At 51.8% G+C, this 25,604-nt stretch carries 28 protein-coding genes; 21 read left to right on the forward strand and 7 right to left on the reverse strand.

Annotated elements, in window-relative coordinates; all coding sequences use genetic code 11:
- Positions 1-61: 61 nt before the first annotated feature.
- From dnaK to ACVBEF_RS04935, 5 genes are all read right to left on the reverse strand, one after another.
- On the reverse strand, positions 62-1,999 hold the full coding sequence (gene dnaK, locus ACVBEF_RS04915; protein WP_447122831.1) for a molecular chaperone DnaK: 1,938 nt from the start codon (positions 1,997-1,999) through the stop codon (positions 62-64).
- 104 nt (positions 2,000-2,103) lie between these two features.
- Positions 2,104-2,643: a nucleotide exchange factor GrpE gene (gene grpE, locus ACVBEF_RS04920; protein ID WP_447122832.1), complete on the reverse strand. Its 540-nt coding sequence runs from the start codon at positions 2,641-2,643 to the stop codon at positions 2,104-2,106.
- A 178-nt stretch (positions 2,644-2,821) separates the two neighbouring features.
- Positions 2,822-3,928, reverse strand: coding sequence for a ferrochelatase (gene hemH, locus ACVBEF_RS04925; RefSeq protein ID WP_447122833.1), 1,107 nt, complete (start codon positions 3,926-3,928; stop codon positions 2,822-2,824).
- Between the two features lie 110 nt (positions 3,929-4,038).
- The gene (gene recN / locus ACVBEF_RS04930) at positions 4,039-5,718 is read right to left on the reverse strand and encodes a DNA repair protein RecN (RefSeq protein WP_447122834.1); all 1,680 of its coding nucleotides are present in this window, start codon (positions 5,716-5,718) and stop codon (positions 4,039-4,041) included.
- A gap of 67 nt (positions 5,719-5,785) precedes the next feature.
- On the reverse strand, positions 5,786-6,712 hold the full coding sequence (locus tag ACVBEF_RS04935; protein ID WP_447122835.1) for an NAD kinase: 927 nt from the start codon (positions 6,710-6,712) through the stop codon (positions 5,786-5,788).
- 101 nt (positions 6,713-6,813) lie between these two features.
- On the opposite strand from ACVBEF_RS04935, the gene ACVBEF_RS04940 reads away from it, so the two are divergent.
- Both ACVBEF_RS04940 and hrcA read left to right on the forward strand, forming a co-directional pair.
- A complete protein-coding gene (locus tag ACVBEF_RS04940) occupies positions 6,814-7,524 on the forward strand; it encodes an HAD family hydrolase (protein ID WP_447122836.1) in 711 nt (236 codons plus the stop codon).
- A 93-nt stretch (positions 7,525-7,617) separates the two neighbouring features.
- Positions 7,618-8,640 (forward strand): heat-inducible transcriptional repressor HrcA, encoded by a 1,023-nt coding sequence (gene hrcA / locus ACVBEF_RS04945; protein ID WP_447122837.1) that lies wholly within the window; start codon positions 7,618-7,620, stop codon positions 8,638-8,640.
- A 52-nt stretch (positions 8,641-8,692) separates the two neighbouring features.
- Here the strand turns inward: hrcA and fur are convergent, their stop codons facing one another.
- A complete protein-coding gene (fur, locus tag ACVBEF_RS04950; RefSeq protein WP_447122838.1) occupies positions 8,693-9,112 on the reverse strand; it encodes a ferric iron uptake transcriptional regulator in 420 nt (139 codons plus the stop codon).
- A 95-nt stretch (positions 9,113-9,207) separates the two neighbouring features.
- Between fur and ACVBEF_RS04955 the strand changes: the two genes are divergently transcribed.
- The 18 genes from ACVBEF_RS04955 (at position 9,208) to bfr (ending at position 24,203) form a co-directional block, all read left to right on the forward strand.
- Positions 9,208-9,768 (forward strand): outer membrane protein assembly factor BamE, encoded by a 561-nt coding sequence (locus tag ACVBEF_RS04955; protein WP_447122839.1) that lies wholly within the window; start codon positions 9,208-9,210, stop codon positions 9,766-9,768.
- Positions 9,769-9,791: 23 nt separating this feature from the next.
- Entirely contained in the window at positions 9,792-10,598 is an 807-nt protein-coding gene (gene dapB, locus ACVBEF_RS04960; RefSeq protein ID WP_447122840.1) for a 4-hydroxy-tetrahydrodipicolinate reductase, read from the forward strand.
- Between the two features lie 65 nt (positions 10,599-10,663).
- On the forward strand, positions 10,664-11,383 hold the full coding sequence (locus ACVBEF_RS04965) for a MotA/TolQ/ExbB proton channel family protein (protein ID WP_447122841.1): 720 nt from the start codon (positions 10,664-10,666) through the stop codon (positions 11,381-11,383).
- Between the two features lie 14 nt (positions 11,384-11,397).
- Positions 11,398-11,829 carry an ExbD/TolR family protein gene (locus ACVBEF_RS04970; RefSeq protein WP_447122842.1) on the forward strand — a complete coding sequence of 144 codons (432 nt, stop codon included), beginning with the start codon at positions 11,398-11,400 and terminating at the stop codon, positions 11,827-11,829.
- Positions 11,830-11,975: 146 nt separating this feature from the next.
- The gene (gene leuS, locus ACVBEF_RS04975) at positions 11,976-14,618 is read left to right on the forward strand and encodes a leucine--tRNA ligase (protein ID WP_447122843.1); all 2,643 of its coding nucleotides are present in this window, start codon (positions 11,976-11,978) and stop codon (positions 14,616-14,618) included.
- Positions 14,619-14,713: 95 nt separating this feature from the next.
- Positions 14,714-15,313, forward strand: coding sequence for an LPS-assembly lipoprotein LptE (locus tag ACVBEF_RS04980; RefSeq protein ID WP_447122844.1), 600 nt, complete (start codon positions 14,714-14,716; stop codon positions 15,311-15,313).
- A 12-nt stretch (positions 15,314-15,325) separates the two neighbouring features.
- The gene (gene holA / locus ACVBEF_RS04985) at positions 15,326-16,342 is read left to right on the forward strand and encodes a DNA polymerase III subunit delta (protein WP_447122845.1); all 1,017 of its coding nucleotides are present in this window, start codon (positions 15,326-15,328) and stop codon (positions 16,340-16,342) included.
- A gap of 68 nt (positions 16,343-16,410) precedes the next feature.
- Positions 16,411-17,682 carry a glutamate-5-semialdehyde dehydrogenase gene (locus ACVBEF_RS04990; RefSeq protein WP_447122846.1) on the forward strand — a complete coding sequence of 424 codons (1,272 nt, stop codon included), beginning with the start codon at positions 16,411-16,413 and terminating at the stop codon, positions 17,680-17,682.
- Between the two features lie 51 nt (positions 17,683-17,733).
- Positions 17,734-18,156 (forward strand): CopD family protein, encoded by a 423-nt coding sequence (locus ACVBEF_RS04995; protein WP_447122847.1) that lies wholly within the window; start codon positions 17,734-17,736, stop codon positions 18,154-18,156.
- Positions 18,157-18,178: 22 nt separating this feature from the next.
- Complete coding sequence (locus ACVBEF_RS05000; protein ID WP_447122848.1) at positions 18,179-18,781, forward strand: DsbA family protein; 603 nt, start codon at positions 18,179-18,181, stop codon at positions 18,779-18,781.
- A 148-nt stretch (positions 18,782-18,929) separates the two neighbouring features.
- Positions 18,930-20,183 (forward strand): THUMP domain-containing class I SAM-dependent RNA methyltransferase, encoded by a 1,254-nt coding sequence (locus tag ACVBEF_RS05005; protein WP_447122849.1) that lies wholly within the window; start codon positions 18,930-18,932, stop codon positions 20,181-20,183.
- A 271-nt stretch (positions 20,184-20,454) separates the two neighbouring features.
- Entirely contained in the window at positions 20,455-20,658 is a 204-nt protein-coding gene (gene hemP, locus ACVBEF_RS05010) for a hemin uptake protein HemP (RefSeq protein ID WP_447122850.1), read from the forward strand.
- Positions 20,659-20,816: 158 nt separating this feature from the next.
- On the forward strand, positions 20,817-21,146 hold the full coding sequence (locus tag ACVBEF_RS05015; protein WP_447122851.1) for a hypothetical protein: 330 nt from the start codon (positions 20,817-20,819) through the stop codon (positions 21,144-21,146).
- Positions 21,147-21,206: 60 nt separating this feature from the next.
- A complete protein-coding gene (locus tag ACVBEF_RS05020) occupies positions 21,207-21,437 on the forward strand; it encodes a (2Fe-2S)-binding protein (RefSeq protein ID WP_447122852.1) in 231 nt (76 codons plus the stop codon).
- Positions 21,438-21,451: 14 nt separating this feature from the next.
- Positions 21,452-22,159, forward strand: coding sequence for an energy transducer TonB (locus ACVBEF_RS05025; RefSeq protein WP_447122853.1), 708 nt, complete (start codon positions 21,452-21,454; stop codon positions 22,157-22,159).
- A 105-nt stretch (positions 22,160-22,264) separates the two neighbouring features.
- Complete coding sequence (locus tag ACVBEF_RS05030; protein WP_447122854.1) at positions 22,265-23,005, forward strand: MotA/TolQ/ExbB proton channel family protein; 741 nt, start codon at positions 22,265-22,267, stop codon at positions 23,003-23,005.
- Positions 23,005-23,421 carry an ExbD/TolR family protein gene (locus ACVBEF_RS05035; RefSeq protein WP_447122855.1) on the forward strand — a complete coding sequence of 139 codons (417 nt, stop codon included), beginning with the start codon at positions 23,005-23,007 and terminating at the stop codon, positions 23,419-23,421. Before ACVBEF_RS05030 ends, ACVBEF_RS05035 begins: the two co-directional genes overlap by 1 nt.
- Positions 23,422-23,732: 311 nt before the next feature.
- Positions 23,733-24,203, forward strand: a complete 471-nt coding sequence (gene bfr / locus ACVBEF_RS05040) for a bacterioferritin (RefSeq protein WP_447122856.1) — start codon at positions 23,733-23,735, stop codon at positions 24,201-24,203.
- A gap of 124 nt (positions 24,204-24,327) precedes the next feature.
- Here bfr and ACVBEF_RS05045 read toward each other — a convergent pair whose 3' ends face one another.
- Positions 24,328-24,870 (reverse strand): YggT family protein, encoded by a 543-nt coding sequence (locus ACVBEF_RS05045; protein WP_447122857.1) that lies wholly within the window; start codon positions 24,868-24,870, stop codon positions 24,328-24,330.
- Between the two features lie 198 nt (positions 24,871-25,068).
- Here ACVBEF_RS05045 and ACVBEF_RS05050 point away from each other — a divergent pair.
- Positions 25,069-25,604 (forward strand): hypothetical protein (locus ACVBEF_RS05050; RefSeq protein WP_447122858.1); only part of this gene is annotated, 536 nt, incomplete at its 3' end.

Raw genomic sequence — 25,604 nt, forward strand, 5'->3', positions numbered from 1 at the left:
TTTGTCCGGCGCGTCATTGCGGTGCGTTGGAATACTTTCTAATGCACCGCCGGACGTATGTTTACTTGTCTTTTACTTCTTTAAAGTCAGCATCAACAACGTCATCGTCTTTCGGCTTGCTTTCCGCCGCGCCTGCAGCAGCGCCTTCAGTACCGCCAGCGGCAGCTTGCTTGGCTTGCATATCGGCATACATTTTCTCGCCGAGTTTTTGTGCTGCTGTGCTCAGGGCTGCTGATTTGTTGTCGATATCCGCTTTGTCGCTGCCCTTCAATGCTTCTTCCAGTGCTTTGATCGCAGCTTCAATGCTTTCTTTCTCTGCCGCTTCGAGCTTATCGCCGTACTCAACCAACGATTTGCGGGTCGAATGGACTAAGGCATCGCCTTGATTATGCGTTTCAGCCAATTCTTTCAAACGCTTGTCATCTTCAGCATTCAATTCAGCATCGCGCACCATTTTTTGAATTTCTTCTTCGGTCAAACCGGAGTTGGCCTTGATGGTGATCTTGTTTTCCTTACCGGTGGCTTTGTCTTTCGCGCCGACGTGCAAAATACCGTTGGCGTCAATATCAAAAGTCACTTCAATCTGCGGCGTACCCCGGGATGCTGGCGGGATACCTTCCAGATTGAATTCGCCCAGACCTTTGTTACCGGCGGCCATTTCGCGCTCGCCCTGGAACACTTTAATGGTCACAGCTGGCTGATTGTCATCAGCAGTCGAGAACACTTGGCTGAACTTGGTAGGGATGGTCGTATTTTTCTTGATCATCTTGGTCATCACGCCGCCCATGGTCTCGATACCGAGTGAGAGAGGTGTGACATCCAACAGCAACAAGTCTTTACGGTCGCCGGAAAGAACCGAACCCTGAATCGCAGCACCGACAGCAACCGCTTCATCTGGATTAACATCTTTACGGGCTTCTTTACCGAAGAATTCTTTAACTTTTTCCTGCACCTTAGGCATACGGGTCATACCGCCGACCAGAATAATGTCGTTGATGTCAGATACTTTGACGCCAGCGTCCTGGATCGCAATGCGGCAAGGCGCGATCGTGCGTTCGATCAATTCTTCTACCAACGATTCCAGCTTGGCGCGGGTCATCTTCATGTTCAGATGGACTGGCGCGCCGTTGACCATGGCGATGTATGGCTCGTTGATTTCTGTTTGTTGTGACGACGACAACTCAATCTTGGCGCGTTCTGCAGAAGCTTTGATACGCTGCAATGCAATCGCATCTTTGCGCAGATCAAGGCCGTTGACCTTCTTGAACTCTTCCAGGATGTAATCGATCATGCGTTGATCGAAATCTTCACCGCCGAGGAAAGTATCCCCGTTGGTCGACAAGACTTCAAATTGCATTTCACCGTCTACGTCTGCGATTTCAATAATTGAGATATCGAAAGTACCGCCGCCCAAGTCATACACAGCAATCTTGCGATCGCCTTTTTCGGCCTTATCCAGGCCGAAAGCCAAGGCTGCCGCAGTTGGCTCGTTGATGATGCGCTTGACGTCCAGACCCGCGATACGGCCAGCATCTTTTGTTGCTTGACGTTGTGCATCGTTGAAGTAGGCAGGAACAGTGATGACCGCCTCAGTCACTTCTTCACCGAGGTAGTCTTCCGCGGTTTTTTTCATTTTGCGCAGGACTTCTGCAGCAACTTGTTGCGGGGCCAGTTTTTGGTCGCGCACAGCAATCCATGCATCGCCGTTATCAGCTTTAGTGATCTCGTAAGGCATCAGGCCGATGTCTTTTTGGACTTCTTTTTCGTCGAATTTACGACCGATCAGACGCTTGGTTGCGTATAGCGTGTTTTTTGGATTAGTGACTGCCTGGCGTTTTGCCGGCGCGCCGACCAGAATTTCGCCATCTTCCTGATAGGCGATCACTGATGGCGTAGTGCGCACGCCTTCTGAGTTCTCGATAACTTTAGGCTTCCCGCCTTCCATGATAGAAACGCAAGAATTGGTGGTACCTAAATCGATGCCGATAATTTTACCCATGACGCTGTCCTTTACTTAATTTGTTAAATTTTGATATGTTCAATATTGGGAGAAAGACGACTGTTTCAAGCCTTTCAGGCGAAACAAGTGCTTAATTTTTATACTTATTTGCTTTGCGCCACAGTCACCAGCGCCGGACGCAGTAAACGGTCCGAAATGGTGTAGCCTTTTTGCAACACGCTTACCACCGTGTTGGCTTCCTGCTCGGCAGGTACCATCGAAATCGCTTGATGCTTCATTGGGTCGAGCCGGTCGCCAACCTCAGGCGCGATTTCTAGCAGACGATTCTTGTCGAACGCCGCGGTTAGCTGTTTTAGAGTCATTTCTACGCCTTCTTTTAACGACTCAATCGAAGGCGTCTCAAGTTTGAGCGCGATTTCCAGACTATCTTTCACCGGCACCATTGCTTCAGCAAAATTTTCAATGGCAAATTTGCTGGCACGGGCGATATCTTCTTGCGCACGGCGACGGATGTTCTCCGACTCTGCCCGGGCGCGCAACAATGCATCTTGCATCTCGGCGATTTTGGTTTGCGCTTCGGCCAATGCGATTTCCAGCGCCGATTCAGGCGTTACAGCAGCTTGCTCTTGCGCAATGGTTTGTTCGTTCTCAGCTTGTGCGGTCTGCTTTTCCATGTCTTCCATTCAGAAATCTCCTGCAATTAGTGACTTAAAAATACGATTTAATGCGGGTTGATACGCATTAAGTCCGGGTTGAATCCCCATTATTGGGGGTTTACAACGAACTTAATCCAACCATGCCTAGCCAAATGGGGCTTTCCCCTACCTTTTCAAGGGTTTATATCTGGCCGAATCGCGCTTGCTAAGCCTCAGCACCGATCCGCATCGCTTCATTTTTTTGCACCGCCGACTGCCGTTTCTGTTCGGCAAGTTCACTCACCGATAAACGCGTTGGCCAGCCTATCAATTGCTCCTCCGTCAACATTGCCAAGGCATTTATCCAGGCGGGAGATTGATTCAGACAAGGAATCAGATAAAACTCCTTACCGCCTGCTTTCAAGAAATCAGCCTTCGCTTCAATGCCGATTTCTTCCAAGGTTTCAAGACAATCGCTGGTAAAACCCGGACATATCACATCAACCCGCGCCACGCCTTGCTTGGCTAACTTTTCCAACGTCGGCGCGGTGTACGGTTGTAGCCATTCCGCTTTACCGAAGCGTGATTGGAAGGTCACCATATATTGGTCTTGCGTCAAGTCCAACGCCTGCGCCAACAATCTTGCCGTTTTATAACATTCACAATGGTACGGATCACCCAACAACAAGGTGCGCTTTGGCACGCCATGAAAACTCATCACCAGCTTATCTGGCGTGCCATTCGTCTCCCAATGCGCCAGGACTGACTCTTTCAAAGCTTGTATATAGGCGTCGTGGTCGTGGTAATGCTTGATCAGTCGCAATTCAGGAATATTGCGTACTTGCGCGTAATGCGTAAATACAGCGTCAAAGATAGAGGCCGTGGTCGGCGCTGAATACTGTGGATACGCAGGCAAAATCAGTACGCGATCGCAACCATCGACCTTGAGCTTATCCAGCACTGATGAAAGCGAAGGATTGCCGTAACGCATTGCGTACTCAACTTCAACTTTATGGCCGCGCTGACCGAGATAACCGCGTAGCAGAGTTGCCTGCTTTTCAGTGTGGACTTTGAGAGGCGAGCCCTCATTGGTCCAGATGGAGGCATATTTTTGCGCCGACTTGCCCGAGCGAAACGGCAAAATGATGCAATGCAGAATCAACCACCAGATTGCCCTGGGGATTTCGACCACGCGCGTGTCGGATAAAAATTCCTTCAGATAGCGCCGCACGGCGCTGGTCGTTGGTGCATCCGGCGTACCTAAATTGACCAACACCACCGCTGTTTTGAGCGTGGTGCCATGCGTGAAAGGCGGTTCTTTGCGAAAAGTCATGCGGGATTCCCTAAGTATGTGCTGCGACGCCAATTGGCGCACGCAGCTTTGGCGGCAGCGTAGAAGACGCTGAGCTCTGATCGGACCATCTGAAATGGCGCGAAGTGGCGCTATGAGGCTAATAATTCACGCGCATGCTTGCGCGTCGTTGCTGTAATTTCCAGCCCGCCTATCATCCGGGCAATTTCTTCGACCCGGCTCTTGGTATCAAGGCCATCGATTGCCGAAACAGTTTTGTTTGCGGCGCTTTGCTTACTGACTTGAAAATGCTGATTGGCCTGACTGGCCACCTGCGCCAGATGCGTCACGCACAATACCTGACGGGCTTGGCCCAGACGCTTGAGCAAACGACCCACGACCTCTGCCACGCCGCCACCAATGCCGCTGTCAACCTCATCAAAAATCAACGTCGGTGTTGCGGTTGCGCTCGAAGTAATGACCGAAATAGCCAACGCAATGCGTGCCAGTTCGCCGCCGGAAGCCACTTTTGCCAAGGGCCGTGGTGCCACGCCAGCATGACCTGCGACCAAAAATTCAACTTGTTCGACGCCATACACGGCTGGCTCACACGGGTTTAAGGCGACCTCAAAACGTCCACCACTCATACTCAACTCTTGCATCGCGGCGGTCACCGTGGCGGTCAAATCCTTGGCGGCTTTCAGGCGGGCCTTTGATAATTTCTGGGCTAATCCAAGATAAACGGTCTTGCGTTTTTCTTCCTGCGCGCGCAGCGCATCAAGATCGCTGGCGTCAGCCAACTGCTGCAATTGGGCTGAGAGGCTGACCAGTTCATCGGGAATGGCTTCGGGCGACAGTCGAAATTTACGTGACGCGGTGTGGATCGCTTCCAGCCTGCGGTCAACTTGTTGGAGCCGTGCCGGGTCGAGCTCAACCCGGCTCAAATAATCATTAAGGGCGTAGACGGCCTCTTGCAATTGAATCCGCGCCGGTTCCAGTGCCTCCAGCACCGGCCTCAAATCGTTGTCGACATCGACTAATTTGCTAATTTTGATATTCAATCCAGCCAATTGGGACAGCATCGGTATGTCGGATTCTGAAATGACGGTCAAGGCTTCTTGCGCACCTTCAATCAGACTCGCGGCGTGCGACAAACGGCTATGTTCGTTGGTGATGTCATCCCACTCACCGGGCTTGACGGCGAGTTTCTCCAGTTCATTGACTTGCCACTCAAGGCGCTCGCGCTCTAGTAATACGTTTTTGGCGTTGGTTTCAAACTCCTGACGCTGCCGAGCCAATGCGCGCCAGGTTTTATACGCTGCGGCAACGGCTTGTAAATCGTCTTGTAAGCCTGCTTGCCCGTCTAATAACACACGCTGGGAATCGGCTTTGAGCAGCGATTGATGGGCATGCTGACCATGAATATCGACCAGCATTTCGCCAAGCTCGCGCAATTGTCCTGCTGTCGCGGTAATGCCGTTGATCCAGGCCTTGGAGCGTCCGGCATTGTCGATGACGCGCCGCAGCAGCACGCCGCCTTCTTCGCTCTCAAAGGCATGCGCTGCCAGCCATGCTCTGACCGCTTCGCTGGTGTCAATCGGGCTGCCTTCGCTATACCGCGAGACCGAAAATGCGGCGCTGATGTCGGCCTTCGCCGCACCTTCCCGCACAACGCTGGCGTCGCCGCGCCCGCCCAACGTGAGCGCCAACGCATCAATCAGGATGGATTTTCCAGCGCCGGTCTCACCGGTAAACACAGTAAAGCCCGAGGCCAGATCAAGCTCAATGGCGTCGACGATGACAAAGTCGCGAATAGAAAGGGTACGCAGCATGGAATCAGGTCAGATCAGTATGAAAGACAAAAATCGGATTATCGGACTTTAAGCGGAGCCATTGCGATCACCGCAAATGTCCATCGGCTGAAGGGTATTCGTTCCAGTGTAACTTTTGCCGCAGCGTCTCGTAATAACTCCAGCCAGCCGGATGCAAAAAGGTGATGGTGTGGTCGGAGCGCTGAATCAGAATACGGTCACCCTGTTGCAGACTGGCTAACGATTGCATATCAAAATTGACACTGATGTCACGACCGTTGACGATTTCAATCACGATTTCGCTGCTATCGGGAATGACAATAGGGCGGTTAGACAGCGCATGCGGTGCGATCGGGACCAAGACGATCCCGCCCAACGATGGATGCAGCAATGGACCGCCGGCAGACAGCGCGTAAGCCGTGGAGCCGGTCGGCGTGGAGACAATTAAGCCGTCTGAGCGCTGGTTGTACATAAAGCGGCCGTCAACATCGACTCTGAGCTCGGCCATGCCGGTCGTAGCTCCTCGTGAGACAACGATGTCATTAAACGCGAGGGCGCTAAAAATCTCCGCTTCGTCGCGCTTGACTACCCCGTGCAGTAAGGTACGACGCTCCGATTCGTAATTACCGTCCAACATTTCCCCCAAGACCGGCAGCATCCGCTCCAGAGAAATATCGGTCATAAACCCGAGTCTGCCCTGATTGATACCAATTAATGGGACATCAAAGGGTGCCAATTGGCGTGCAATGCCGAGCATCGTGCCATCGCCGCCGAGCACAATCGCGGCATCAGCTTGCTGGCCAATCTGCGCAGGCGTCATTGCCTCAAACCCGGTCAGCGCAATGTTTTGTGCGGTTTCTGCCTCAAACACAACGTTATGCCCGCGTATCTGCAAAAACGCGGCAATTTCGTTGAGCGACTCGGCAATACCGGCGGCAAAGTATTTGCCAACAATCGCAATGGTTTTGGGCAAGCTGGGAAGATTCTGCTGATGAGATAATTTTATAGGCCACATGCTGGGGATTAGACCATAATTTGGGTCTGCTGATTCTGTTGATTTCTGATTGTGTCCAGACTGCATTACGGCTTTCTTATTCCACAGCACATATGCCCATCATGACAAATACCGCTCCCCCTATCAAAGCCGTTCTGTTTGATCTCGATGACACGCTGTGGCCGATTATGCCGGTGCTGATTCGCGCCGAACAATTGCTGTTCGAATGGCTATCGCAGCATGCGCCTGGGGTAACGCGGGCATTTACGATTGAGAGCCTGCGCCAGCGACGCCAAACGTTAAGCGCTACCGATCCCTTATTCAAGATCAATTTATCAGCCTTGCGCCACGCCGGATTGACGGAAGCCTTCCAGAGTGTCGGTGAGGATACCGGCAAGATCGATGCCGCAATGGCACTGTTTGCCAAGGCCCGTCATGAGGTCACTTTATACGACGATGTTAAACCGGCACTCACCCGACTGCGCCATCATCTTTTGCTGGGCTCAGTCTCGAATGGCTTTGCCGATCTGGATAAAATCGGTTTAGCGCAACACTTCCGTATTTCCCTCGCGGCCCATAGTTTCGGCTGCGCCAAGCCTGATCCGGCGATCTTTCATGCCGCTTGCGATGCACTTAACGTTGCGCCGGAAGAGACGGTATATGTTGGCGACGATCCACTACTAGACGTCGTCGGGGCGCGGCAAGCAGGACTACGCAGCGTCTGGATCAATCGTTTTGGGCGGACGCTGCCAACCGGGATCAGTGCGGATGCCGAATGCACCGACTTGGTCCAACTCGAAGCATGGCTGCAGACACAAGAAAACCACCCATAACGTCAACAACTGAATCACCGCAAGCGTAACAGTGTATAAATATAACCATTAAAAACTGACAAGCTATGTCAATTCTCACCAAATACTTTCGCCATGCATCTTGATACCCGCGCTCAGACTCTTCTTAAAGCCCTCGTCGAACGTTATATTCTCGACGGCCAGCCGGTTGGCTCGCGTGCGCTCTCAAAAATATCGGGGCTAGAACTATCACCGGCCACCATCCGCAACATCATGGCCGATCTGGAAGAAATGGGCTTTGTTGCCAGCCCTCACACTTCCGCCGGACGCGTGCCTACTCCGCGTGGTTATCGGGTATTTGTCGATACGCTGCTGACGGTGCAGCCGATTGATGAAAGCGCGCTCGAATCCAGGATGCAAACGCGCCTGCAATCGAACTCCCCGCAAAAGATCATCGCCAACGCCGCGCAAGTTTTATCGTCGCTATCGCAATTTGCCGGTGTCGTGCTCACGCCACGGCGTGAATCGGTATTTCAACAAATTGAATTTTTGAGGCTTTCTGAAAAGCGTATCTTGCTGGTGATCGTCGGCCAAAGCGGCGATGTCCAGAATCGGCTATTGCTGACCGACGTTGATTACACCCCATCGCAACTAATACAGGCGGCTAATTACATCAATCAACATTACGGTGGACACAGCATTGATGATGTACGCCTACGCTTGCAGACCGAAGTGCGCCAATTGCGTGATGATATGACCCGCCTGATGCAGGCTGCGGTGGAGGCTGGCAGCGACGCGATGACGGATGATGCCGACGATGTCGTGATTTCGGGCGAACGCAATCTGTTGAGCGTGACCGACTTGTCGTCGAGCATGGCCTCGTTGCGCAAGCTATTCGACATGTTTGAGCAAAAAACCAATTTGATGCGCTTGCTCGATATCTCCGGCAAAGCCACGGGCGTACAAATTTTTATCGGCGGCGAATCACAATTAGTTCCGATGGAAGAAATGAGCGTCGTGACAGCGCCATATGAGGTCAACGGCAAGATCGTCGGCACGCTTGGCGTGATCGGACCGACTCGGATGGCGTATCAGCGCGTCATTCCCATTGTGGATATCACGGCTAAGCTACTCTCGAATGCATTAAGCCAGAACTAGTCTGGCTTAATGTGATTGCGGTTTGGGTATTAAGTACGATTAGATACGACGATTATTTTTTAGCGCATTTCCGGCAATGACCGTATAACGCCAAGGCATGATCGGCAATCTCAAAACCATGCTCCGCAGCAACTGCTTTCTGGCGATTTTCAATCTCTTCATCGTAAAACTCCTCCACCAGGCCACACACCAGACAAACCAAATGATCGTGGTGTGAGCCTTCGTTGAGCTCAAAGACCGCTTTTCCGGTTTCGAAATGATTGCGCTGCAATAAACCGGCTTGCTCAAATTGCGTCAAGACACGATAAACTGTTGCCAGACCGACATCGAGATTTTCAGACAGAAGAATTTTATAGACGTCTTCAGCGCTCAGATGACGGACTTCACTATTTTGGAAAATTTCCAGAATTTTGAGGCGGGGCAAAGTAGCTTTAAGGCCGCTTGCTTTTAGTTCGGATGGATTGTTGGGCATGTTTACGTCGCAAATGGATGATCTGCTTTATCATATAGCGTTTTAGCAGTATTGCTCAATCAATTGAGATCCTTATGCGAATGTTGCTCTCCTGTATGACCCCTAAGTCTTCCCTGACCATAGCTGCTGTATCCATCGCATTGCTGGCTGGCTGCGCATCAAAAAATCCCCTTATCGACAGCCCGGTTACCCCGACCGACACCAATGCAGCCGCAACTGGCACGACCACGGCAAACGCGGGTGTCCAAACTGTTAAGAATCGGCGCTTTTTCGGTATTTTTTCGCCTTATCGCACCAATATTCAGCAAGGCAATTTTGTTTCGAAAGAAATGATCTCCCAAGTCAAAGAAGGCATGACAACCGATCAGGTGTCATTTGCACTCGGCACGCCGCTATTGACGGATATGTTTCACGCGAATCGCTGGGATTATGTGTTCCGCCTGCAAAAGGGCAATGGCGAAGTCACCTCAAGCCGCGTCACCGTATACTTTAAAGATAGCCTTGTGAGCCGTGTTGAAGGCGGTAGCGACCTGCCGACCGAGGCCGAATATCTGGCCCGTATTTCAGGCGGTAACAAAGAAGCCAAAAAAGCTACTGAAAATACCGGGATCGCCAAAGATGTGCCGCTGCCTCCTCCTACATCGCCCGTCAAATAACGTATCAGAATAGTCAATCCACGATGAATCAAATGAAAATTGCCGTTGCCGGCGCATCCGGGCGCATGGGTCACATGCTGATCGAAGCCATTCAACAGGCTGAAGATGCCGTGCTGGCAGGAGCGCTGGATGTGGCTACAGCCCCGGGTCTTGGTGCCGACGCAGCAGCGTTTCTGGGCAAACCGGCTGGTGTCCCCATCGAATCCGATCTCGCGGCAGGCTTAACCAATGCTGACTATCTGATTGACTTCACGCGTCCTGAAGGCACGCTCAAGCATTTGGCGTATTGCGCAGAGCATGGCATCAAGATGATTATCGGCACCACCGGCTTTGACGAAGCTGGCAAGGCCGCCATTGCCGCTGCAGCGCAAAAGACCGCCATCCTGTTTGCGCCCAATATGAGCGTCGGCGTCAATGTCACCATGAAATTACTGGAACTGGCCGCGAAGAGTTTTTCGCACGGCTACGACATTGAAATCATCGAAGCGCATCACCGCCATAAAATCGATGCCCCATCCGGGACGGCCTTGAAAATGGGTGAGGTTATTGCCGATGCGCTGGGCCGCAAACTCGATGACGTTGCAGTCTATTCCCGCGAAGGCGTGACCGGCGAGCGCGATCCCTCCTCTATCGGTTTTGCCACCATTCGTGGCGGCGATATCGTAGGCGATCATACGGTGCTGTTTGCCGGCGATGGCGAGCGCGTCGAAATCACACACAAGTCTTCCAGCCGGGTTACTTATGCGCACGGCAGTTTGCGTGCTGCACGCTTCTTGAGCGACAAGGCGACCGGGCTGTATGACATGCAGGATGTGCTTGGCCTGCGTTAAATTATTGCTAGATACTTACGACCCAGCGGTCGCTGTGCCGCTCTATCACTATTCGGATCAACAACATGGATGACAATCTTGGGTTCGCCCACTACTGGGCGCAAGGCGACGCTGTTTCTCACTCTGTGGCGTACCTATTATTACTAATGTCGGTCGTTAGCTGGTTTTACATTCTCTCCAAAGCCTTAAGCTCATGGCGCATCCGCCGCAGTGCATCAGCGCTGGATGGTTTCTGGCAAGCGCCAACACTTAGCGATGCGATTGCCATCATCAAACCTGTTGATACCGAAAACGTCTACGCGCCATTAGCAGAGCAAGCCGCCGATGCTGCGGCCATCAGAACACCAGCGACGGGCAATTCAGCCGCCTCGCTCAATGCGGCAACCGACCTCGGCGAATTAGTCACACGCACCTTACGCCGTGAAATCAATCGTGTTTCATCACGACTGGAAAGCGGATTGACGTTGCTGGCCTCGGTCGGCTCAACCGCGCCGTTCGTGGGTTTGTTTGGCACTGTATGGGGCATTTATCATGCCTTGATGGCCGTCTCGGCGTCCGGCACGGTCCAGATTGATAAAGTTGCCGGGCCGGTTGGTGAAGCGCTGATCATGACCGCGCTTGGTTTGGTCGTCGCCATCCCTGCGGTATTGGCGTACAACGCGTTCACCCGCGTCAATCGGGTCACGCTGGCAGAGCTAGACGCCTTTGCCCACGACTTGCATGCCTATCTGACGACCGGTAGCCGGGTCGGAAATAATTCAAGCACCAACAACTACAGCGATTAATTCAGGACCACAACATGGCATTCGGCGGATTCAACGACAATAAACACTCGGCCCCCATGGCGGACATCAACATCACGCCTATGGTCGACGTGATGTTGGTGCTGCTGGTGATCTTCATCATCACCGCGCCGCTCTTCACGCACGCCGTCAAAGTCGATCTGCCTACCGCCCAATCCGCTCCAGCACCTGAAAAGCCCGAGACAATTGCGCTGTCCATAGACCGTGCCGGAAAAATGTTCTGGAATGATGCGCCTGTTGCAGAAAGCGAACTCCCCGCCCGGCTAATCGCCGCCGCCCGACACCAGCCGCAGCCCGAGTTGCAATTGCGCGCCGATAAAGATACCCGTTATCAAGTATTGGCAGAGGTAATGTCGCTGGCGCAAAATAATGGTCTGACAAAGATTGGTTTCGTGACCGATCCTAAAAATACTCCAGCAACGAAGTAATACCCGCTCTACCGCTAGTCTGCATTTGCCCCCACGCAAGTCCCCGTCGTACACCGGCACCCGAACCAGTATAATCATCGGTTCCGGGTGAAGTTACCCAACGCACCCAACGCCTTCCCACATTCACTGTTAGCCTCATCCACGCCATGCAAGAAAAATACAGCCCGACCGACGTTGAAAAATCGACCCAAGACTATTGGCGCGCTATCGATGCCTACAAAGCCGTCGAACATGCGAAAGACCAGAACGGTCAAGACAAGAAAAAATTTTACGCCTGTTCGATGCTGCCCTACCCATCGGGAAAATTGCACATGGGCCATGTCCGCAATTACACGATTAATGACGTGATGTATCGCTACTTGCGGATGAACAACTACAACGTTCTGATGCCGATGGGCTGGGATGCGTTTGGCATGCCAGCAGAAAACGCGGCGATGGCGAACAACGTGCCACCGGCGCAGTGGACTTACAGCAATATCGAACACATGAAATCGCAGATGCAATCGATGGGCCTTGCCATCGACTGGTCGCGCGAAATGACCGCCTGCAAGCCTGAGTATTACAAATGGAACCAATGGATGTTCCTGAAAATGCTCGAAAAAGGCATCATTTACAAAAAAACCGGGACCGTGAATTGGGACCCGCTAGACAAGACCGTATTGGCTAACGAACAAGTCATCGATGGTCGCGGCTGGCGTTCCGGCGCGCTGATTGAAAAGCGTGAAATCCCGATGTATTACGCCAAAATCACCGATTACGCCGAAGAATTACTCGATCACGTCGAGACCAAATTACCCGGCTGGCCAGAGCGCGTGCGCCTGATGCAAGCCAACTGGATCGGCAAATCAACCGGCGTACGCTTTGCCTTTCCGCACAAAATCACCGAAGACGGCCAGTTGATTCAGGACGGCAAGTTATGGGTATTTACTACCCGCGTCGATACGATCAAAGGCGTGACCTTTTGCGTCGTCGCCCCTGAACACGCGCTCGCCACCTTCGCCGCCAAAACCAATCCTGAACTGACTGAGTTCATCGCCGAATGCAAAAAAGGCGGCGTAGCCGAAGCTGACATGGCAGTCATGGAAAAGAAAGGTATGCCGACCGGCCTCTACGTTTCACATCCATTAACCGGTCAACAAGTTGAAGTCTGGGTCGGTAATTACGTCTTAATCACCTACGGCGACGGCGCTGTGATGGGTGTACCGGCACATGATGAGCGCGATTTTGCCTTTGCGCAAAAATACGTACTCCCGATTCGTCCCGTGATTGCGGTAGAAGGCAAAACTTACTCGACCGAAAGCTGGCACGACTGGTATTCCGATAAAGAAAACGGTCGTTGTGTCGATTCCGGCAAATATGACGGTATGAAGTTTGAACAAGCCGTTGACGCCATCGCCGCCGACCTCGCTGCACACGGTTTAGGCGAGAAGAAAATCACCTACCGCCTGCGCGATTGGGGTATTTCGCGCCAACGCTATTGGGGCACACCCATTCCGATCATCCATTGCGACGATTGCGGCGATGTCCCTGTTCCAGAAAAAGACTTGCCCGTCCTGTTGCCGGAAGATTGCGTACCCGACGGTAGCGGCAATCCGCTTAACAAGCATGAAAAGTTTTTGCACGTAGACTGCCCAAGCTGCGGCAAACCCGCACGGCGCGAAACCGACACGATGGATACCTTTGTCGATTCATCCTGGTATTACATGAAGTACACATCGCCCGGTACCGACACGATGGTCGATGCCCGTAACGATTACTGGATGCCGATGGATCAATACATCGGCGGTATCGAGCACGCCGTATTGCATCTGCTGTACGCCCGCTTCTGGACCAAGGTGATGCGCGATTTCGGACTGGTGAAGTTTGATGAACCGTTCACCAATTTGCTCACGCAAGGCATGGTGCTCAACGAAACCTACTATCGCGAAGAAGCCAACGGCAAGAAAAACTGGCACAACCCGGAAGATGTGGTGCTGACTTTTGATGATAAAGGTCGCCCACTGTCGGCCATCCTGAAATCGGATGGTCAGCCGGTCGCCATTGGCGGCACTGAAAAGATGTCGAAATCGAAAAATAACGGTATCGACCCACAAGCCCAAATCGATCAATACGGCGCTGATACTGCGCGTCTGTTCACGATGTTTGCGTCGCCGCCGGAGCAAACGCTGGAATGGTCAAACGCTGGCGTCGAAGGCGCGAACCGCTTCTTGCGCCGGGTCTGGAGTTTTAGCTACGCGCAAGCAGCAAACATACGCCCGGACAAAAATACGCCATTGACCGATCTGCCAGCCACGCTCAAAACCTTGCGCCGTGAAGTGCACAAAATTTTGCAGCAAGCCGACCATGATCTGAAACGGATTCAATACAACACTGTCGTCTCGGCCTGCATGAAAATGCTCAACACCTTAGAAGCAGCCAAGCTTGACACCTCCGCGCTGAGTAATGCAGTGCTAACAGAATGTCTCTCGATTTTCTTACGCGTACTCAACCCCGTCGCGCCGCATATTACGCACACGCTGTGGCAAGAGCTTGGCTTCGCTAAGGTGCATGGCGACATCCTCGACGCAAGCTGGCCGCAGGTTGACGCCACAGCGCTGGAGCAAAGCGAAATCGAAATGATGATTCAGGTCAACGGTAAACTGCGCGGTAGCATTATCGTCGCCAAAGACACTGACAAAGCCACGGTTGAAGCGCTCGCGCTGGCCCATGAAAATGTGCAAAAGTATCTCGATGGCGCGCCAAAGAAAGTCATCGTTGTGCCGGGAAAACTCATCAATATCGTGGCTTAATCCAAACCACTAACTGTTCCGGGCTAACCCACGTATCAACGGGTTAGCCCGAACATCGCACTCCGTCCCGCATCTTTGAAACAAGGAATCTCTGTATGACGCGTATTTCCAACAGCCGCCTACCCTTTTTTCGCTGGTCGATCATCATCGCCACCGCCACCTTGCTGGCCGCGTGCGGCTTCCATTTACGCGGCGCGGTCACTTTGCCATTCAAGTCGATTTATCTGGGCAGCGCTACCGCTACGCCATTAGGTATCGAGTTAAAGCGCAACATTATCGCCAGCGGCACCACCATCGTATTGGATAAAGAGCAAGGTGCCGAAGCGATTATGGAAGTGCTTTCACAAAGTCAGCAAAAAGTTATTCTGGCCCTCAACAGTCAAGGCCGTGCGCGTGAATACATGCTGTATTCCAAATTTTCGTTTCGCATAAGAGACGCGCAACAGAAGGAGCTGATGGCACCAACCGAGATCACACTCAAGCGCGATATCAGCTATAGCGAATCACAGGAGTTGTCAAAAATCCCCGAAGAAGCGCTACTGTATCGCGACATGCAAACCGATCTGGTGCGACAAATTTTGCGACGTCTGGCAGCTATTAAACCTGCGGAGAAAAACAGCAATGTAGTACCAGTAGTCATACCGCCCGGCACCTCAGTACCATCGACAACACCACCTGCGCCACCAGCGCAATAACGAGGCTCAGGCATGCAACTGCGGATTGACGCCCTTGACGCTCACCTGGCCAAAACAATGGCCCCGCTGTACGTCATCACCAGCGACGAGCACCTGCTGGCGCTCGAAGCTGCGGATAAAATTCGTAAAAGTGCACGCGCTAACGGCTGCTCGGAACGCGACGTCTTAATCGTTGATCGCAGTTTTAAATGGGGCGAGTTACAGGCAGCAAATCAATCGCAATCACTATTCGGCGACAAAAAACTCATCGAATTGCGCATCCCGACCGGCAAGCCGGGTAAGGATGGCGGTCAGGCCTTGCAGCAATATGCCGCCTCGCTCAACCCGGATAACGTCACCATTGTCACGCTCCCAAAGCTGGATTGGGCAACCCAAAAAGCGGCGTGGGTGGCGTCGTTGCAGCAGACCAGCGTGTATATAGATATCCCGCAAGTTGAGCGCTCCCAATTGCCCAACTGGATCGGCGTGCGCATGGCTAGACAGCAACAAAGCACCGATCGGCAGTCGCTTGATTTTATTGCGGATCGGGTTGAGGGCAATTTGTTGGCGGCGCATCAGGAAATTCAAAAACTGGCATTGCTGCATCCGCCGGGCAAGCTGAGTTTTGAGGCGGTCCACGATGCCGTGCTCAATGTCGCCCGCTATGATGTTTTTAAGTTGAACGAGGCCATGCTTGCCGGTGATATTCCACGTCTGGTACGGATGATCGACGGCCTCAAAGGCGAAGGCGAAGCGCTGCCGCTGGTGCTGTGGGCAATCTCGGAAGAGTGCCGTACCTTATTAAAATTAAAATCAGGCATGACCCAAGGCCGTCCGCTCGGTGTGCTGTTGAAGGAATACCGCATCTGGGGACCGCGCGAACGTTTAATGGAACCGGCGTTACGACGTTTATCTCTGACAACATTAGAAGCTGCCTTACAACAAGCCGCCCAGATCGACAAAATGGTCAAAGGCTTACGCGCTAAAGCGTTCGCTGGTGACGCATGGGATGCCTTGCTGCAATTGGGGCTGAAAGTTGCCCGCTCTTAGCTGTATATTGCAGGTTAGGGCACCATACAGCCAGCCAGACCACTCTTTCGACAAAGCAAACAATCATCATGGATATTCAACACTACATCACCGACGTTGGTCAGCGCGCCCGTGCGGCATCGCGCTTGATGGCGCGCGCTGATACGGCCGTCAAAAATCGTGCGCTGACACTGATCGCCCAGGCGATCGGCCGCGATGCAAAAATATTGCACGCCGCCAATCAAAAAGATCTGGAAGCGGCACGCGCTAGTGGACTGGAAGACGCGATGCTCGATCGCCTGACCTTATCCGACAAAGCCATCGCGACCATGATCGAAGGTTTGCTGCAAATTGTTGCCCTGCCTGACCCGATCGGCGAGATTTCAGACATGAAATATCGTCCCACCGGGATTCAGGTTGGCCAAATGCGCGTACCACTCGGGGTCATTGGCATCATTTATGAAGCACGACCGAATGTCACGATAGACGCGGCCGGTTTATGTATTAAAAGTGGCAATGCAACGATTTTACGCGGCGGCTCGGAAGCCATTCACTGCAATCAGGCATTGGCAAAACTGGTCAAAGAAGGATTGGATGGCGCTGGTTTGCCCAGCGACGCCGTCCAGGTGATTGAAACCACCGATCGCGCAGCCGTAGGGGCTTTAATTAGCATGCCTGAATATGTTGATGTCATCATCCCACGCGGTGGCAAAGGCCTCATCGCACGTCTGATCAAAGAATCCAAAGTGCCGATGATCAAACATCTGGACGGGATTTGCCATGTCTACATTGACGATACGGCAGATCCGGAAAAAGCCCTGAAGATCGCCTTCAACGCCAAATGCCATCGCTACGGCACCTGCAATACGATGGAAACATTGTTAGTCGCGCGTGCCATTGCACCGCAAGTGTTGCCCGAACTGGCGCATTTATATCGCACCAAAGATGTCGAGCTGCGCGCCGATGCTGAGGCTGGCAAGATATTGCGTGCCTGCGGCTATCCGCATTTAAGTGCCGCCACTGAAGAAGACTGGAGTACAGAATATCTGGCCGCGATTCTTGCAGTCAAAATTGTGGCCGATATGGATGAGGCGATTACGCACATCAATCATTATTCATCGCATCACACTGACAGCATCGTGACTGAAAATTACTCTCGGTCGATGCGCTTCTTGCGTGAGGTTGATTCGGCCTCGGTCATTGTGAATGCATCTACGCGCTTTGCCGATGGCTTCGAGTTTGGACTAGGCGCTGAAATCGGCATTTCGAATGACAAATTACATGCCCGCGGCCCAGTCGGACTCGATGGCCTGACATCGCTGAAATATGTCGTGTTTGGTCACGGCGAAGTACGCACCTGACTATCATCAAATTACCGTCCACTCCCGGATCTCACCCACAAGGATAACTTCATGCTTTGGATTAAAGCCCTACACATCGTCTTCGTCGTTTCATGGTTTGCAGGCTTGTTTTATTTGCCACGCATCCTCGTCAATCTGGCACAGGAAACCGAATCGGTTGCAACGCAGCGACTATTGTTGATGGCGCGCAAACTGTATCGCTTCATGACGCCGCTGGCGATCGGGACCATTATCTTTGGTGCATGGTTGTGGATGGGCTATGGTATCGGCATGGGGCCAGGCAATGCCTGGATGCACGCAAAATTACTTCTGGTTGTTGTATTGATCGGCTATCACCACGCTTGTGGCAGCATGCTCAAAAAATTCGAATTGGGAACGAACAAACGCAGCCACGTCTGGTTTCGCTGGTTCAATGAAGTGCCGGTCATTGTATTGCTGGCTATCGTTATTCTCGTTGTCGTTAAGCCGTTTTAAATCGCGCTGCCAAGGAATTGTGATGAGCAAAATCTGTGAATATTATTTCGCGCCCCAGTCGCCATTTGCCTATCTTGGCCATGCTCGACTGACGGCCTTAGCCAGGCAATATGGCGTGAAAATCACATTAAAGCCATTCGATCTGTCAAAAGTACTCAGTATCTCCGGCGGCTTACCACTAGCGAAACGCGCACCACAACGACAGGCGTACCGACTGCAAGAGCTACAACGCTGGAGCGAGTATTTAAAGGTGCCGCTCAATTTGCAGCCGACCTACTTCCCGGTGCATAGCGACGAAGCCGCCAAGCTCATCATCGCCACCCAACTCGCGCATGGCACCCAAGCGGCGCTGGACCTGACCGCCGCCATCATGCGCGCGGTCTGGGCGGAAGACAAAAATATCGCAGACGCCGATACCCTGATCGCCTTGGCAACTGCGCTCGATTACGACGGTAAGACCTTGCTCAAATCCGCCGACACCGCCAGCGTGGAGGCAGAATTTGTGCGATTTACGGATGAAGCCATTGCCGCCAATGTATTTGGCGCGCCTTGGTACGTCGTTGATGGCGAGGGTTACTGGGGTCAGGACCGACTTGATTTGGTCGAGCGGGCTTTTGCCAAATAAGATGATGTAAATAGCACTATTCCAGCCCTATTTTTTAGTAGTAGACAAGCAGCACCAAGTAACACGACGGCTATGCACACTAGCGTAAATAGTCATTTCACCCGCTATCCCCCTTGAAGAGATAGCTAACGGATAAAGAGATCCCCTCATGGCACACGCACTCACCGCACAATCATCAACCTCAAAACATTCCTATTTTTGTCCCTGTCCTCGTGGACTTGAGGCTGCACTCGCTGAAGAAATTAACGAGATTGCACAACTGGCCGCACCGACAATCACGCTCAAGGTTCACAATCAAGTTCCGGGCGGCGTGCACTGCTCCGGTTTGCTCAGCGATGCCTGGCGTATCAATCTGCACTCACGTATTGCCAGCCGCGTATTGATGCGTCTGGCGCACGGGTCGTATAAAACTGAAAATGATATTTACGATACCGCGCTGGAGCAAGAGTGGGAAAACTGGTTCAACGTTGACCACACCATACGCGTCGATATCACGGCCATCAAATCGCCCTTGCGCAGCCTGGAATTCACCACGCTGAAGATCAAAGACGCGATCTGCGACCGTTTTCGCGACATCTGCAACGAGCGCCCATCGGTCGATACCCACACTCCGGACATGCGCATCGTCGGCTTTTTAGACGCGCATAGTTTCACGCTCTATCTGGATACCTCTGGCGAAGCGCTCTTCAAACGCGGCTGGCGCGCTGAAACCGGCGATGCGCCGCTACGCGAAAACCTTGCCGCCGGACTTCTGCGCACCGCGGGCTGGAAACCGGGCACGGTCTTGTTCGATCCGATGTGCGGCTCTGGCACCATTTTGATCGAAGCGGCACAAATTCTGGCCGGCATCCCCTCCGGTGCCCGGCGCGCCTTCGCTTTTGAGAAATTTCACGGTTTTGACATTGCCGAATGGCAAGCGATCAAAGGGGCGATTAAGCCAAATCCAATGCCGCTCACACCGACCATTTTCGGCAGTGATATTTCCGGCGATATGGTCGCAATGACCGCCGAAAATCTACGCAACGCCGGCATCCTTTTTGAAGTCCCGCTAAAGCAGATTGAGGCGCAGGAAGTACGGCCACCGAACGAGCTCAGCGCAAGCGGCGGCATCATGTTGACCAATCCTCCCTATGGGGAGCGGATTGGCGTGCGTGGTGACAGTACGCTAACCACGGATGACTTATTCAATGAGTTCTTCAATGCCTTAGGAAATACGCTCAAACAACGCTTCGCTGGCTGGACCGTATTTCTCTTCACTGCTGACCTGACTTTGCCGAAATTACTCCGTCTTAAAGAAGCGCGCAAAACACCATTTTTTAACGGCGCACTGGAATGCCGCTTATTCCGCTTTGATATGGTGGCGGGCTTCAACCGTCGTGAAGCGGCTAAGCCTAAGGAGTAAAGTTGCAATATCGGTAGTATTTACATCATAAAAAAGCGCCATCAAATTTGATTTGATGGCGCTTTTTTTGACTCAGCTGGAATGGCTCCCGCTTATCAAAAGATACCCCCCTCAAATCAATTCAGATTTGAGTATATTTTTGTTGACGAGAAGAAAATAGAAACATCTTTTTTAGAAAAACTATGGGGAAGATAGTAAAACCACTTGCAATCCCGGATTAAATAGCTAATAATCTTAATAAGAATTGTTCGCATTTACATAAAGGACTATTATGGGCCACTCGTTACAGCGCGCAAAGGAATACTCGGAAGGTGATAAATCGTCCGTTCAAGGCGTCACCCAAGCAGCCAGACCAATAACCCGTATTAGCAGTCGTGAGTTGTTCCAGCAAATGCGTGAATTGGAAATCGACCACGGCGGTCGAATTTATAAATTACGACTGACGCAATTAAATAAATTGATTTTGACGGCTTAAACCTTAAGCAAGCAGCCGAGATAGGCTGCTAGTTACTTATAGGACTTACGCCAAATCGTTCCAGCAAGGCAGACTGATGAAGACATTACTAAGTACGGCAAGGAAGGATAACGCCGCTGGGGCGATTTTGCGTAAGTTCTACTTATAAGGAGCATTCGATGGTCACCACAGTCAATGATGAATTAATCGCCCCCAACGAGGCTTCAACACAACCGGCGCTACTCGTTTCAGCGGTATTGCATCTGATGTCGCATTACACGGCCCATCATCAGACGATGCAGCCAGAGTCACGCGGCTGCACCAAACTGGCCTCAGTCATTGAGCGACATTTGAAGGCATTAGCAGCGCTTCCTAACCTGGCGCCAATATTGCAAATCACTTGCCAACAACTATCAGAACAATGGGCCACATTAGTCGAACGCAGCATGCCACGACCGGAAAAATACAGCCTGTTTAACCGCTTAGTGAGCGGCGCTCGCAGCACCTGAAATCGCGCTTATTTCGCGCTTCATTATTAATATCAACTCTTATTAGTAGTAAGGTAAAAAATGATTGTTTGTGTTTGTAACAACGTATCCGAACGAAAAATACGCCATGCCGTCAGTTCAGGCATGGTCTCTATGCGCGAGCTGCGGGAAAATCTGGGAGTCGCTGATAACTGCGGAAAATGTCATTCATGCGCAAAGAACGTTTTGCAAGAATGTCTCGAAAACAACGTCCCGACAGCACATCGTCATTTGCACGCGTTAATATTCCAACCGATGCCTGCCATCGCATAAAGTAGTCATCGTAAATGAGCGCAATAATGCCGTCGTCAACACCGTACGTCTCCGAAATTGCATGGCATCAAATTAAACGTATTGGAAAACGTATCGGGCCGCTAGGCGCGATTATTTTGTTACACATTGGCTTCTTCATCGCTCTAAAAAGTGGTCTGATTCATCAAACCATACAGGCCGTTCCGAAAGAAGTGTTTGCCACCTTCATTACCCAGGAACGCGCGCCCGAGCCAACACCGCCCAAACCCCAACCCGCTCCAAAAACTGTTGCGGTCGTGAAGAAAAACATCACTCCACCGCGTCCAACCCCGGTTGTTGTCAACACGACGCCGTCGGAAAATGCTATTTCGGTTCCGGTACCAGCGCCACAGCCTCCACAACCGGAAGCACCCGCAGCGGCCGCTGCACCAGTTGCAGCCCCGGCAGCACCCTCGGCACCACGCACGATTAGTTCTGGCGTTGAGTACATTCGTCCTCCTAGCCCTGAATATCCTGCCGCCGCCAAACGCATGGGGGAACAGGGCAAAGTCGTCATGCGTGTGCTCGTCAACGAAAAAGGCCGGGCCGAACGCGTCGAGATACAAAAAAGCTCTGGTTCAAGACGTCTCGACGACGCCGCTCAGGAGGCACTGATGCGCGCATTGTTCAAGCCGTATATGGAGGATGGTAAAGCGATGCCGGTATATGCCATCGTCCCCATCAACTTTCAGCTTTCGAATTAATATTCCATAGGACTTACGCAACAAGTCTGCAACATTGCGTGCGTACTCACGTGATGTGCGCCGTACCATATCAACGATCATTTTTACAGAAACAAAGGAATCATCATGGAAGTAAGTCCGTACGGTTTAGAAGCGCTCTGGTCACAGGGCGATTTTGTTATTAAAAGTGTTGCTGTACTGTTGGTGATTATGTCGATCTCTTCCTGGTACGTCATTTTGACCAAGGCATTGCAAATTTTGAAGTTACAAAAAGCTGCCGATGCTGCAGGACACCAATTCTGGGATACGACCAATCTGCCTGACGGGATTGCCACACTCGGCACAGAAAATCCCTTCGCCGAAGTCGCCCAGGCAGGAGTTGTCGCCATGCGTCATCACACCGCTCACAGCGGTCATTTGCACGATCAACTCTCTACTAGCGACTGGGTAACGTTGTCCTTGCGCCAAGCCATAGACGAAGCCTCCAGCAAGCTGCAAACCGGCATGGCCGTATTGGCCTCAGTGGGCTCCACAGCACCGTTCGTCGGCCTGTTTGGCACCGTATGGGGTATTTATCACGCGCTAGTCGCCATTGGCACGTCCGGCCAGGCAAGCATCGACAAGGTCGCCGGACCGGTCGGCGAATCATTGATCATGACAGCGCTCGGTTTGGCCGTCGCCATTCCGGCAACGTTTGGCTACAACGCACTGGTGCGCGGCAATAAAACCATTATTGCCAAGCTCAATAAATTCGGTTTTGATCTGCATGCATTATTTGTTACCGGCTCACGCGCCGATACTAACAAAGGCGGCAGTGGCGGTACTGAAAATACGCCCTCTAAGCTCGTTGCTGTGAAAGGTGCATGATGGCAATGGGTTCCCTGTCCGATTCGGACGACGACTTTAATCCAGAGATCAACACCACGCCATTAGTTGATGTGATGCTGGTGTTGTTAATCATCTTTATTATGACCATTCCGGTGATGAATCACGCCGTCAAAATCGACTTGCCACGCGCGACCAACCAGCCCGATCAAGTCAAGCCGGAGAGCATCAATCTCTCGATTGACAGCGCTGGCAAGGTCTATTGGAATGACGAGATAGTTGACCGTGATCAATTGCAAGTACGGATTGCTACAGCGGCAAAAATTGAACCGCAGCCGGAATTGCATTTACGCGCCGAACGCACCACCGAATACGAAAAAATTGCGCAAGTAATGGCTGCCGCGCAATCTGGAGGACTCGGAAAAATTGGTTTTGTAACAGATCCTGATGCTAAATAAGTAGCGCAAAACGGTCGGATAAATCAGTCCTTAGTTTTCGATAAAGCCTTTGCATGCTTCCGTATGCAAAGGCTTTATGCTGTGCGCGTCAGATGCATCGGGCAGGGCCCTTTTCAGTAGGCCCACCACATTGAGTAGCCCAACGCCGATGAGTAATTTTGCTGTCTTAAATAAGAGTAAGAATGATTCCTGCTAATGAATGATGAAAAAGCTCAGTGCCTGGGCTATCATTGCGTTTTTTAGACAGTAAGGGTTATGCCCATTGGTCATACCACCTCCTTACCGTCCCCCGCTATCTTCGAGAGGCTCTCATGCAAGGCGACAAAAACATCATTAAACTGCTCAATGCGCAGTTAACCAACGAACTCTCAGCCGTGAATCAATACTTTCTGCACGCGCGCATGTACAAACACTGGGGCTTGGAAAAGCTTGGTAAGAAAGAATATGAAGAGTCGATCGGTGAAATGAAGCATGCTGATCGTCTGATTGATCGCATTCTGATGCTCGATGGCCTGCCTAATTTACAAGCGCTGCACAAACTCATGATTGGCGAGAACACGCCAGAAATGTTGGCATGCGATCTGAAGTTGGAGCAAGCTGCACAAAAGACCGTGAAAGAAGGCGTTGCGGTATGCGAGGCGGCGGGCGACTATGTTTCGCGCGAACTATTCAAAGATATCCTTGATGACACTGAGGAACACATCGACTGGTTAGAAACCCAAATCGACCTGATCGATAAAGTCGGCCTGCAAAACTACCTGCAAAGTCAGATCGCTGCCTAACTCGGCAAGCATTACGCCAACACTAACATTTTCTCTTTGTAAATCAGACGCGTTGGCGAGATTCAGTTCTAAGTAAAGCCGCATAATTGGTACTAAACGATTATGCGGACTTACTTATACCAGCTCAACCTAATGACTGTATCAACGCGATCAAGAGTTGATGCACGACTCTTAGCAAAATCAGTAATACCAAAGGGGATAAGTCTACATTTCCCAATAATGGAATAATCCGACGTATCGGTCCCAACAACGGCGCATTCAACGCACGTACAAATGGCGCTAATGGTGCCTGCGGATTTACCCAGCTAAAAATTGCCTCGATAATCAACAGTGCGATCAAACCATAAAAAACCCACTGAAGAAACAGCAGCGCTGCCAACACGAACAAAACTCCGGGACTCAATGCCGAGACAAAAGCGAGTTGTAAGGCAATGCAGACTACCGCCACCAGTAACGCACCGAGCAGACTGGCCCAGTCATAGCCGCTAAATCCCGGTAGCACTTTGCGCATTGGGCGCACCATCCAGTCCGATATCGTAAAAATAAACTGCGCCACTTGCTGCGGCGGACGCACGCGCACGGCTTGAATCCAGAAACGCAATAACAAAACGCCGCCCAATACGCTGGCAGCGGTCTCAATAATCAATGAAAAAATATTCTGCAGCACGATGTTTTCTCTCTTTTCAGATGAAGCGGGACATTGCATTTCCATACCAACGCTACGACTGCAACATGAGCGCTGGAGCACATCATGACGCAAAGACGATGAAGATGAAAACGAAATTGCTATGCAAAATGCATCAGCTTCTACTTTGCATTAAACAGGGGACCATTAACGCCCGGTAAAAAAACAAAAAACCCGCTGATGACACAAGGCCATACAGCGGGTAGTACGCTTGAAATTAACCAAGCCGTCCTCCGACGCACGAACAATTACGGACGTGGACCAGTTGGAAACGGCCAAGCTGCGGCAGGATTAAGTACCGTTTTGACTGCCGAATCAGCGACTGGTTTAGCTACAGCCTTCTTAACGGCTGGCTTTTTAACAGCAGGTTTCGCTGCTGGCTTCACCGCTGGCGCTGCTTTAACTACTGTTTTAGCAGCTGGCTTGGCGACCGCTTTAGCTGCTGGTTTCGCTGCTGGTTTCGCTGCTTTAGCTGCCGGCTTTACTACCGCTTTAACCACTGGCTTTTTAGCGACAGGTTTTACCGCTGCTTTGGCTACTGGCTTCTTAGCGACAGGTTTTGCTGCTGCTTTTGCTACCGGTTTCTTCGCGACAGGTTTTACTGCTGCTTTTGCTACCGGTTTCTTCGCGACAGGTTTTACTGCTGCTTTTGCTACCGGCTTCTTAGCGACAGGTTTTGCTGCTGCTTTTGCTACCGGTTTCTTCGCGACAGGTTT

It is taken from the genome of Glaciimonas sp. GG7 (assembly GCF_052976905.1).